The following is an 11255-nucleotide window of genomic DNA, read 5'->3' as shown; positions in this document are numbered from 1 at the left end:
GCAAACCTCAAGTTTTCCACAGGCTGGTTTCCTACAGCTGTAGCGGAGTTATCCACAGATCGCCAGCGTCCTGTGCCGACAGTCGCGTGCGCCTCAACGGATTAACCTCCCTCCAGGCTGATCACTCAGCTACTGGATTTGGCGATCTGGTTATGAACCGATACATTCACCATTCAAGTGTGGGCAGATCTTGCCCAAGCTTTATGGCTGTTGTGTGCGGGAGATCTTAGGGTCTGCCGGAATGGTTCTACCCGGTTCGCCAACCTGCACACAGCCGCCACCTATTCGTTTGGCGATGTTTAGGCGGTGGGAGTCATTTCTTTTAGAGAACTTCTACCTGATGGATAAACACATTCAGCCACCCCACATCCCCATGCTCTTCATCCGCCAGAAAAAGCACATGCACGCCATTTGCCTTGAAGGCCAGGTCTGGCTCTGCGCGCGCGATCTTGGCTACCTGATGGGGATTTTTCTGGATGAGCACCGCGCTCGCAAACTGGCACCCGACCAGCGCAAAACCGTTTTGCTGGAGCGCTATGGCGTGACAAAAGACACGTTCATGGTCAGCGAATCCGGGGCTTACATGCTATTGCTCTATCAGCATGGCGCTCAAAATGGGCCGCTGCGCCAATGGCTTGAGCATCATGTGGTGCAGGCCTTGCGCGACAGGCATGAAGTCCCGACATCACAACGCCCGGTGCTGGGTTTGATGCATTGGCCGGAGATGACCCTGAGCCTGCTGAACTGGCAGAACGAATCGTGGATTCGCGTGCGGGATATGCCAGAGATTTTGCTGCAGCGTTCGCGGCAGAACGCCGGAAAGACCGCATCGTGGTGGCGACGGTTGTTGGCGTAAGCCATACAGTGGGCATCGCGCACTGTATCTTGCGACGCATCTGCCTCCTGCTTAAAGTGTCGCGCACTTAAGTAAGGAAACATCCCGATGGAATTCAACAACGGCTTCCTGCTCAGCCTGTCGCTGTGTCTGGAAATTGGCCTGGCCAATATGGCGATGATCAATATCGCCATGCAGCGCGGTTTCGCTCCGGGTGTCTGGCTGGGGCTGGGCACCTGTGTTGGCGATTTGATTTATGCCGTGCTGGCGATGATGGGCATGGCAGTGTTGTTGCAATTCGAGGCAGTGCGCTGGGTGCTGTGGATTGGTGGCTCGCTGGTGCTCTGTTTCCTGAGCGTGAAAATGCTGCTTAGTGCTTTCAAGACTGACGGGACGATGCAGCAGAGCGGTGAGCAATGGGGCAAGACCAATCTGGCGTTGTTCTCCAGGGGCGTCATGCTGGCGATGTCTTCGCCTAGCGCCATCCTGTGGTTTGCTGCTGTAGGCGGCGCGATCATTGCGCGTCAGGGGCATGACGTGGCGAGCGCAGGCCTGTTCCTGTCAGGCTTTTTTGCGGCGGGTCTGCTGTGGTCGATTTCACTGTGCGCAGTGGCTTGGCAGGGCGGTCGGCTCATCGGCGAGAAGCTGATGAAGTACACCTACATTGCGTCAGCGCTGATCTTCGCTTACTTCGCTGTGTATGTGGTGGTGAGTGGGTATGTGGAGTTTGTTGGGGCTCCGGTTGCCCTGTAGAACCCACCATGCAATCTCTCGCGTTGAAATGCATTCCCTGTAGGAGCTGCCGAAGGCTGCGATAGCGTTATCCCTGATAAACCCCCATCGCAGCCTTTGGCAGCTCCTACGGATGTATGTTCGCCGCGCAACCATGTTCTGTCCAAAAAAACGCCCCGAAGGGCGTTTTTGTTTATCGCTTAACCCTCAACGAAACCGGTCAACCTCGGTGCGCAAATCAGCGGCCAGGGTGTTCAGTTCTTCTGCGGTCACTGCCAGATGCGAGACGACTTCACGTTGCTCGCTGTTGGCCAGGGCGATGCTTTGCAGGTTGCTGCTCAACAAGGTGGCGGTGCTGCTTTGCTCCTGGGTCGCGGTGGTGATCGCGGCAAATTGCTGACCAGCCGAGCGGCTTTGCTCGTCGATCTGCTCCAGCGCGGCGGCCACTTTGGCGTTGCGTGCCAGGCCTTCCTGCATCTGGGCATTGCCCTGTTGCATGGTGGAGATGGCATTGCCGGTCTCTTGCTGGATGCTGGTGATCATCCCGGAGATTTCGTTGGTTGCATCCCGCGTACGGGTTGCCAGGCTACGTACTTCGTCAGCCACTACCGCGAAACCGCGGCCTTGTTCGCCAGCCCGTGCTGCTTCGATGGCTGCGTTGAGGGCCAGCAGGTTGGTCTGGTCGGCAATCGAGGTGATCACACCGACGATGCTGCCGATTTCCTGAGAGCGTTGCCCCAGGGTATTGATGACCGATGCAGTGCTGTTGATGGAGGCCGCAATCTGCTCAAGGGACGACGACGCTTCCTGCATCGACGCACGACCGATACGGGTTTGCTGAGCGTTTTCCTGAGCCAGACGCTCGGTGTTGCCCATGTTGTCGGCGATGTTCAGCGAGGTGGCGCTGAATTCCTCAACCGCGCCCGCCATGCTGACGATTTCACCCGATTGCTGTTCCATACCGCGATAAGCACCGCCAGACAGGCCTGACAGTTCATGGGCACGGCTGCTGACTTGTTGAGCCGCCGTGCGGATGTGCGAAACCATGTTCGACAGGGCTTCGCCCATCTTGTTGAAGCTGGTTGCCAGTTGACCAATTTCGTCATGGCTGGTGATGTTCAAGCGCACGCTCAAATCACCGGCACCCAGCGCTTCGGCCTGACGCACCAGTTCAGACAGCGGACGCAGTTTGCTGCGCAACAACCAGATGGCGGAGCCCACCGCTATCAACATCGCCAGCAGGCTGCCGATGGCCAGTTGTGTGCCGACGTTCCAGGTCACGGCGCTGATTTCGTCCTTGGGCATGGTCGCCAGAACAGTCCACGGCCCACCGCTGAAGGGTTGGGCAACGCTGTAGAAGTCCTCGCTGGTATCACTCCAATACTGGCCTTTACCCGGCTGCTTGCCGAAATCGGCGACTGCTTTGGCCGCCTGATCAAGTGCCTGCACGCCTGCTGGCGGTACCAGCCAGCGGTTCTGATCGCTGAGCAGGGCCAGGGAGCCAGTTTTGCCAATGCGGAAGTTCTTCAGGTTTTCGAACTGGGTATTTTCCGCGTCGGTGTAATCGAAGCCAACGAATAACACCGCGATGACTTTGCCGGAGCTGTCTTTCACGGGGGTGTATTGCGTCATGTAGGAGCGCTCGAACAGCACGGCTTTACCGACGTAGCCCTGACCTGACATCAAGCGGTCATATGCAGGGTGCTTGCGGTCAAGCATTGTGCCGATTGCGCGGCTGCCATCCTGCTTGCTCAGCGAGGTGCTGATGCGGATGAACTCGTCGCCGCTGCGCACGAATACCGTGGCCACGCCCTCAGTCAGTTGACGGAACTCGTCAACTTCCTTGAAGTTATTGTTCAGCGCGTGGTCCCCCAGGATCAGGCTGGGCGTCTGTGTCCCGGCAACCGTAATCGGTTGGTCTGCCTGAACGCTAAGCCCACTGGCGAAACGCTTTTCAAACAGCCCGCTTAACCGCTGGGTGCTGACGCGCAGCGTGCTGTGAAAAGTATTGAGCTGGTCGGCCAGCAAGCGTGCCTCACTCGCCATGTGCTCTTCACGAATGACGAGGTTGGCGGAGTCGAGAGAACGCAGCGCGAAGACAGTACTGCCGGATATGACAACTGCCAGAATAACGGCCAAAGCAATACCGAGTTGCGATGCAATTCGTGCACGGGGCTTGGACATGACGGCTCCTGGCCGAACGGAGGGTCTTGAGTGACCTCTAATAACCGTTCAGCTGAATGTAATTAAGTGAAGGTAGCCTTGGTTGTACAGAATTTGTACAAAGGGGCATCGATTCTAACATCGGCCCGGGACTTCAATACTTGAGTAAGGTTCCCGGAATTAGCCACTAGTTTACGGCATGTGTCGCAATGCCACTATCCCTTGAGGATGTCCACCTCGGGTAATTCCATGGCATTAACCTCGCTTTGCAGAAAATCCCCCAACCGGCGCAGGCGTTCGCTGCCGGGTCGGGTTCTTGGCCACACCAGATAATAATCTTCGCCGCTATAAACGGCGGTACGCCAGGGCAGGCTCAAACGGTTCTGAGCAACGTCTTCGGCGACCATGAGCAGATCGCCCATGGAGACGCCATAGCCGCGAGCGGCGGCGATCATGCCGAGTTCCAGCGTGTCGAACACCTGTCCGCCTTTTAGTGAAACCTGCTCTGACAAGCCTGTACGTTCAAGCCAACTGCGCCAGTCTCTGCGGTCTGGCGTCGGGTGCAGCAGTTCGGCACTGGCCAGACGTTGGATATCCCAAGGCTGATCATCGACCAGATTCGGCGCGCCAACGGGAATCAGCAGCTCCGGAAACAGGCGTATGGCCTCCCATTCAGCGGGGAGATGGCCGCGACTGAGCAGCACGGCGCAGTCGAAAGGCTCATGGCTGAAATCCACTACATCGATTTCCATCCACGCGCTGGTCAACTGCACTTCATTGCCTGCCTGCAGGTGGCGGAAGCGACTGAGCCGCGCCAACAGCCAGCGCATGGTCAGGGTGGGCGGCGCCTTCATGCGCAAGATCCCTTCATCGACCGAGAGCGTGTTGCAGGCGCGTTCCAGTGAAGAGAAGCCATCGCGCACGCCGGGCAATAAGGTGCGCGCGGCCTCGGTCAGCTGAATGTTGCGTCCGATGCGCTGAAACAGTCGGCAGGCAAAGTGTTCTTCAAGGGTGCGAATGTGCCGACTGACCGCACTTTGGGTGATCGACAGTTCTTCGGCTGCCCGTGTGAATGAGCTATGCCTCGCCGCTGCTTCAAATGCGCGCAATGCATAAAGAGGAGGAAGGCTACGAGGCATTCAGAACGCTCCTACCGTGGGAGACGGCGATTTTAGCTAAAAAACTAACAGATGAGTTTTACTCATGCTAACGATCTTTATTATCCCTTTGTGCCCGCCCTCTTTAGTACCGAGAATGGGCGGCTCATAACTGCCCCTGAAAATCGAGCGTCGCGCCATGCAACAAACTGCCATCAAAGAACTCTGGATCATCCTGCGCCTCGCCGGGCCGCTGATCGCTTCACAGATGGCGCACATGGTGATGGTTTTCACCGACACGGTGATGATGGGGCACATCGGACCGGAAGCCTTGGCGGGCGGCGGTTTGGGTGCGGCGACCTATAATTTCATTTCGTTTTTCTGCGTCGGGGTCATGGCCGCTGTCGGTACGCTGGTCGCCATCCGTCACGGTGCAGGAGACAGCAAAGGCGCCGCGCAACTGGTTCAGGCCGGTGTCTGGCTGGCGTGGGGCATGGCATTGATTGCCATGCTGATCCTGTGGAACCTCGAACCGATCCTCCTGCACTTCGGCCAGACCGAATCCAACGTGCATATGGCAGGTCAGTTTTTGATCACTTTGCCGCTGGCGTTACCCGGCCTGCTGACGTTCATGGCCTTGCGCGGTTTTACCAGTGCTCTGGGACGTGCGGGCCCGGTCATGGCAATCAGTGTAGGTGGCGCGATTGCTAACTTCGTCCTCAACTACGCCTTTATCCATCAAATGTTCGGCCTGCCCAATCTGGGCCTGATGGGCATTGGTCTGGTCACGGCGGTAGTCACCAATGGTATGGCGTTGATTCTCGCGCTGCATATCCGTCGCCATCCAGCCTATGCGGCCTACCCGATCCGTGAGGGTTTCTGGCAGCTGTCGCGCAGCCACCTCAAAGAGCTCTGGAAGCTGGGCTTGCCCATTGGCGGGACCTACGCGGTTGAGGTGGGGCTGTTTACCTTTGCCGCTTTCTGCATGGGCGCGATGGGCAGCGCGCAAATGGCTGCGCACCAGATCGCCCTGCAATCGGTGTCGATGGCGTTCATGATTCCGGTGGGGATTTCTTATGCAGTGACCATGCGAATTGGTCTGCACTATGGCGCGGGTAATCTGCTGCTGGCTCGCACTGCCGGGCGTGCGGGCATTATCTTCGGCTCATTGGTCATGCTGATGTTCGGCATGCTGTTCTGGCTGGCACCGCATCTGGTCATCGGCCTATTCCTTGATATCAAGGACCCGAAATTCGCCGAGATTGTCGAGCTGACGGTCAAGCTGCTGGCGATTGCCGCCTGGTTTGAGATTCTGGACGGCGCGCAAACCATCGCCATGGGCGCGATCCGTGGCTTCAAGGATGCGCGGACCACCTTCCTTATCGGGCTTGCCAGTTACTGGCTGGTGGCGGCCCCGGCGGCGTGGATATTCGGTTTTTACACCAACCACGGTGCCGAGGGCGTTTGGTGGGGGCTGGCGTTGGGGCTGCTGTGTTCAGCGATTGCGCTGACCGTGGCCTTCGAAAGAAAGACCTCGAAGTTGTTGCGCCGGGAAGCGTCGGCAGTGGCGGTGATGGGGTGAAGAGCCGCGTCCAAAAGTCCTGCGCGATTCTGGATATTGGCACGATGCCGTGGGACCGGCTTTAGCCGGGAAGATGCCCGTACAGTCAGTACATCTTCATCGGCAAATACACCGGTTTCCCGGCTAAAGCCGGTCCCGCGTCAGTTCGCGGGCAAACATGGAATCGCCTGCAGAAACTGTAATCCAGCGACATGTAGGCAGGAAATCAAACCCCGCTCAACGCCCCCGGCTCCTGCTTGTCCAGCGTCAGGTACTTGATCAACTCCGGCAGCGGCAGCGGTTTGCTGATCAGGTAACCCTGAACCTGATCGCAGCCAAAACCGCGTAACAGCGCCAGTTGCTCAGCGGTTTCTACGCCTTCGGCGACCACTTCAAGGCTCAGGTTGTGAGCCAGGTTGATCATGGCGTGGACCAGTTTGCGGTTTTCTTCGCGCTGTTCCATTTTGCCGACGAAGCTTTTGTCTATCTTCAGCAGCGCGATGGGCAGGTTGTTAAGGTGTACGAACGATGAAAATCCGGTGCCGAAGTCATCCAGCGAGAACCGGACTCCCAAGCGTCCAAGCGCATCCATGGTCTGTTTGACCAGATCGCTGCGGCGCATGACGGCGGTTTCAGTCAGTTCGAATTCCAGCCATTGCGCGTCAATGCCCCGTTCGGCGATCAATCGACCTAATGTCGTCAGTAGCTGGTTGTCCTGAAACTGACGGAACGACAGGTTGATCGCCATGTGCAATTGCGGCAGACCATTTTCCAGCAAGGCCTGCATGTCGCGTAGCGCCCGGGATATCACCCAGTAGCCCAGTGGCACAATCAGCCCGCTTTGCTCCGCCAGCGGCACGAACTCGCTGGGCGGAAGCAAGCCTCGTTCCAGGTGTCGCCAGCGGACCAGCGCTTCGAGGCCGACGATACGGCCGCTGGTCAGGCAGAGCCGCGGCTGGTAGTGCAATTCCAGCTCATCGCGACGTAACGCGCGTCGTAACTCGCCTTCAAGGTCAGCGAGGCTACGGGCATTGCGATTGAGTCGGTCGTTGAAGATGTGGAAGGTGCAGCCTTGGATGCCTTTGGCTTGCTGCATGGCGATATGCGCGTGCCACATCAGCGGATCGGCGCCTGCCTCGGCGCGGGAATGGGCGATCCCCAGACTGCAACCGATAAGCAGGCTCTCACCGTCAACCCAGTAAGGCTCGGACAAGGCTTCGGTGATGCGTTCGGCCATCCACTCGGCGCGCTCGGGGGCGCGACGGGTATCGATCAGCAGGGCAAATTCGTCGCTGCCCAATCGGGCAATCTGGTCGCCGACTTCCAGTTGTCCTTTGAGTCGCGCCACGACCTGCAAAATCAGTCGATCACCGGCTTGATGGCCCAGTGCGTCGTTGGCGCGGCGGAAGTTATCCAGATCCAGATGGCCCAGCGCCAGGCCGCGACCATCGTTGTCCAGCAGGCGTGCTGCCAACAGGGTCTGAAAACCCTGGCGATTGGCGATGCCGGTCAACGTGTCTTGCTCGGCCAGACGCTGCAGGGTGTTTTCCAGCAAGGCGCGTTCGCCCACGTGACGCAGGCAGTTGCGCAGTGCCGAGGGCGTCATTTCGCTACGAATCAACCAGTCACTGGCGCCAAGCGGCGTGATCAGTGGCTCTTCTTCAAGCAGCATGACCACTGGCAAATTGCAGCGGCCGGGCGGAGGCTGAAGCTCTGGCGTCGTCAGTAAGACAGTATGGTGGTCATTAACCAGTGCGGCATTAATGTCGTTCCAGTGCGAAAAGAACAACGGATTTGCCTGATTCTGCTCTTGCGTGAGGCAACTGCGAAGCAATACCAGCCATTCCGGCTCGTGGGCCAGCACTAACAACCGCAAGGGTTGGACAGGCGTAGGCAAGCTAGCTCCCTAGACTCGAAAAGAGACAAACAGTAGGACCCGGAGAAGGGGTCAAACAGAGCATTAGTTCAGCATTCGGATGAGCAAATGTAACAAAACCAAAAAAATTAGATAGCTGCGGGCGATATAAGACGTCACTCATTGGCGGACGGTCGCTGCACAATCGCCATAGCCTGCTAAAATGCCCGCCCATTTCGTTAGTGACTCTTTTTTTCATGTCCCGACTCAATCCTCGGCAACAAGAAGCCGTGAACTACGTCGGCGGCCCTCTTTTGGTGCTCGCCGGTGCAGGCTCCGGCAAGACCAGCGTGATCACTCGCAAGATCGCCCACCTGATCCAGAACTGTGGCATTCGCGCCCAGTACATCGTCGCCATGACCTTTACCAACAAGGCCGCCCGGGAGATGAAGGAGCGGGTTGGCAGCTTGCTGCGCGCTGGCGAAGGTCGCGGCTTGACCGTATCGACGTTTCACAACCTGGGGCTGAACGTCATCCGCAAGGAGCACGTGCGGCTGGGTTACAAGCCAGGCTTCTCGATCTTCGACGAGACTGACGTCAAGGCCCTGATGACCGACATCATGCAGAAGGAATACTCGGGCGACGACGGCGTCGACGAGATCAAGAACATGATCGGCTCCTGGAAAAACGACCTGATCCTGCCCGCTGAAGCCTTGGAAAACGCCCGCAACCCCAAGGAACAGACCGCTGCCATCGTTTACACCCACTATCAGCGCACGCTCAAGGCGTACAACGCGGTGGACTTCGATGACCTGATTCTGTTGCCGGTAAAGCTGTTTCAGGAACACGCCGACATTCTGGAAAAGTGGCAGAACAAGGTCCGCTATCTGTTGGTGGACGAATATCAGGACACCAACGCCAGCCAGTATCTGCTGGTGAAGCTGCTGATCGGCATGCGCAATCAGTTCACCGTGGTAGGCGACGACGACCAGTCGATCTATGCCTGGCGTGGCGCGCGTCCGGAAAACCTGATGTTGCTCAAGGAAGATTACCCGTCGTTGAAGGTGGTCATGCTGGAGCAGAACTACCGCTCGACCAGCCGGATCTTGCGTTGCGCCAACGTGCTCATCTCCAACAACCCCCACGAGTTCGAAAAGCAGCTGTGGAGTGAGATGGGGCACGGCGATGAAATTCGTGTGATTCGTTGCCGCAACGAAGACGCCGAAGCCGAGCGCGTGGCTGTTGAAATCCTCAGCCTGCACTTGCGCACTGACCGGCCTTACAGCGATTTTGCGATCCTCTATCGCGGTAACTATCAGGCCAAGTTGATCGAGCTGAAGTTGCAGCATCATCAGGTGCCGTATCGCCTGTCCGGCGGTAACAGCTTCTTCGGGCGTCAGGAAGTTAAAGACCTGATGGCCTACTTCCGCTTGCTGGTTAACCCGGATGACGACAACGCCTTCCTGCGGGTAATCAACGTGCCGCGCCGGGAAATCGGTTCCACGACGCTGGAAAAACTCGGCAACTACGCCACCGAGCGAAAAATTTCGATGTACGCCGCCACCGATGAAATCGGCTTGGGCGAGCACCTGGACAGCCGTTACACCGACCGTTTGCAGCGCTTCAAGCGCTGGATGGACGGCGTACGTCAGCAGTGCGCGCAGAATGATCCGATTGCCGCACTGCGCAGCATGGTCATGGACATCGATTACGAGAACTGGCTGCGTCAGAACAGCTCCAGTGACAAGGCTGCTGACTACCGCATGGGCAACGTCTGGTTCTTGATCGAGGCGTTGAAAAACACCCTCGAGAAAGACGAAGAAGGTGAAATGACCATCGAAGAAGCCATCGGCAAGCTGGTCCTGCGTGACATGCTCGAGCGTCAGCAGGAAGAAGAGGATGGCGCGGAAGGCGTGCAGATGATGACGCTGCATGCTTCCAAAGGCCTGGAGTTTCCGTACGTGTTCATCATGGGCATGGAAGAGGAAATTCTCCCTCACCGCTCCAGTATCGAAGCCGATACCATCGAGGAAGAGCGTCGTCTGGCTTACGTGGGCATCACCCGCGCGCGGCAGACCCTGGCGTTCACCTTTGCTGCCAAGCGCAAGCAGTACGGTGAGATCATTGACTGCTCGCCGAGCCGTTTCCTTGATGAGCTGCCGCCCGACGATCTGGCGTGGGAAGGCAACGACGACACCCCGACCGAAGTGAAGGCAGTGCGCGGCAATACCGCATTGGCGGACATCCGCGCGATGTTGAAAAAGTAATTCCTACTATTGATTGCGCAGATTCGCGCACCCGAGGAAGCAACGTGGAAGCATTGCATCAGAAGATTCGCGCAGAAGGCATCGTACTTTCCGATCAGGTATTGAAAGTCGATGCGTTTCTCAATCATCAGATCGACCCGGTGCTGATGCAGCAAATTGGAGACGAGTTTGCGGCGCTGTTCGCGGATTCGGGCGTGACCAAGATCGTTACCATTGAGGCTTCAGGCATTGCGCCTGCGGTGATGACCGGTTTGAAACTGGGTGTGCCGGTGATTTTCGCCCGTAAGCACCAGTCGTTGACCCTGACCGAAAACTTGCTGCTGGCCACGGTGTATTCGTTCACCAAACAGACCGAAAGCACCGTTGCGATCTCGCCTCGCCATCTCAACAGCAGCGACAAGGTGCTGATCATTGATGACTTCCTGGCCAACGGAAAGGCATCTCAAGCGCTGATTTCCATCATCAAGCAAGCAGGCGCTACTGTCGCCGGACTGGGCATCGTGATCGAAAAATCCTTCCAGGGCGGCCGCGCCGAGCTGGACGCGCAGGGTTATCGCGTCGAGTCGCTGGCTCGGGTTAAATCCCTGGCAGATGGGGTTGTGACGTTTGTTGAGTGATTGAATTGCTTAACCTGTAGGAGCCGCCCCAGTGTCACTGATACCGCGCTGTCGCGCAGCAAACAGATATCCATGTGGGAGCGGTGCTTGCCCGCGATAAGAGCCACGCGGTTTAAAGGGAATTGCGG

8 protein-coding genes are annotated in these 11255 nt (G+C 57.7%); 5 read left to right on the top strand and 3 right to left on the bottom strand.

Going from position 1 to position 11255, the window contains the following annotated elements:
* The first annotated feature begins 340 nt into the window (after positions 1-340).
* Both H8S59_RS23240 and H8S59_RS23235 read left to right on the top strand, forming a co-directional pair.
* Entirely contained in the window at positions 341-856 is a 516-nt protein-coding gene (locus tag H8S59_RS23240) for a BRO-N domain-containing protein (RefSeq protein WP_187522944.1), read from the top strand.
* Between the two features lie 87 nt (positions 857-943).
* Positions 944-1588, top strand: a complete 645-nt coding sequence (locus tag H8S59_RS23235) for a LysE family translocator (RefSeq protein ID WP_187522943.1) — start codon at positions 944-946, stop codon at positions 1586-1588.
* Positions 1589-1774: 186 nt separating this feature from the next.
* On the opposite strand, the gene H8S59_RS23230 is transcribed toward H8S59_RS23235, so the two are convergent.
* Both H8S59_RS23230 and H8S59_RS23225 read right to left on the bottom strand, forming a co-directional pair.
* Positions 1775-3751, bottom strand: a complete 1977-nt coding sequence (locus tag H8S59_RS23230; RefSeq protein ID WP_187522942.1) for a methyl-accepting chemotaxis protein — start codon at positions 3749-3751, stop codon at positions 1775-1777.
* Between the two features lie 194 nt (positions 3752-3945).
* Complete coding sequence (locus H8S59_RS23225) at positions 3946-4869, bottom strand: LysR substrate-binding domain-containing protein (RefSeq protein ID WP_187522941.1); 924 nt, start codon at positions 4867-4869, stop codon at positions 3946-3948.
* Between the two features lie 157 nt (positions 4870-5026).
* Here H8S59_RS23225 and H8S59_RS23220 point away from each other — a divergent pair, with 157 nt between their 5' ends.
* Positions 5027-6409 (top strand): NorM family multidrug efflux MATE transporter, encoded by a 1383-nt coding sequence (locus H8S59_RS23220; protein WP_187522940.1) that lies wholly within the window; start codon positions 5027-5029, stop codon positions 6407-6409.
* A gap of 205 nt (positions 6410-6614) precedes the next feature.
* On the opposite strand, the gene H8S59_RS23215 is transcribed toward H8S59_RS23220, so the two are convergent.
* Positions 6615-8285 carry a putative bifunctional diguanylate cyclase/phosphodiesterase gene (locus H8S59_RS23215; RefSeq protein ID WP_187522939.1) on the bottom strand — a complete coding sequence of 557 codons (1671 nt, stop codon included), beginning with the start codon at positions 8283-8285 and terminating at the stop codon, positions 6615-6617.
* A 215-nt stretch (positions 8286-8500) separates the two neighbouring features.
* On the opposite strand from H8S59_RS23215, the gene rep reads away from it, so the two are divergent.
* On the top strand, positions 8501-10510 hold the full coding sequence (rep, locus tag H8S59_RS23210) for a DNA helicase Rep (protein WP_095093251.1): 2010 nt from the start codon (positions 8501-8503) through the stop codon (positions 10508-10510).
* A gap of 44 nt (positions 10511-10554) precedes the next feature.
* Positions 10555-11127: a xanthine phosphoribosyltransferase gene (locus H8S59_RS23205; protein WP_087271609.1), complete on the top strand. Its 573-nt coding sequence runs from the start codon at positions 10555-10557 to the stop codon at positions 11125-11127.
* Positions 11128-11255: the final 128 nt, after the last annotated feature.

The sequence above is a fragment of the Pseudomonas folii genome, assembly GCF_014357575.1.
In the GTDB taxonomy this organism is placed as follows: domain Bacteria; phylum Pseudomonadota; class Gammaproteobacteria; order Pseudomonadales; family Pseudomonadaceae; genus Aquipseudomonas; species Aquipseudomonas folii.
The sequence above is the reverse complement of the archived record's forward strand: the minus strand, read 5'-3'. Positions and strand labels throughout refer to the sequence as shown.

Excerpts from the sequence above, each read along its gene's own strand:
- H8S59_RS23220 (WP_187522940.1), top strand. The coding sequence starts at position 5,027 with ATGCAACAAACTGCCATCAAAGAACTCTGGATCATCCTGCGCCTCGCC.
- H8S59_RS23225 (WP_187522941.1), bottom strand. The coding sequence starts at position 4,869 with ATGCCTCGTAGCCTTCCTCCTCTTTATGCATTGCGCGCATTTGAAGCA.
- H8S59_RS23230 (WP_187522942.1), bottom strand. The coding sequence starts at position 3,751 with ATGTCCAAGCCCCGTGCACGAATTGCATCGCAACTCGGTATTGCTTTG.
- rep (WP_095093251.1), top strand. The coding sequence starts at position 8,501 with ATGTCCCGACTCAATCCTCGGCAACAAGAAGCCGTGAACTACGTCGGC.
- H8S59_RS23235 (WP_187522943.1), top strand. The coding sequence starts at position 944 with ATGGAATTCAACAACGGCTTCCTGCTCAGCCTGTCGCTGTGTCTGGAA.
- H8S59_RS23240 (WP_187522944.1), top strand. The coding sequence starts at position 341 with ATGGATAAACACATTCAGCCACCCCACATCCCCATGCTCTTCATCCGC.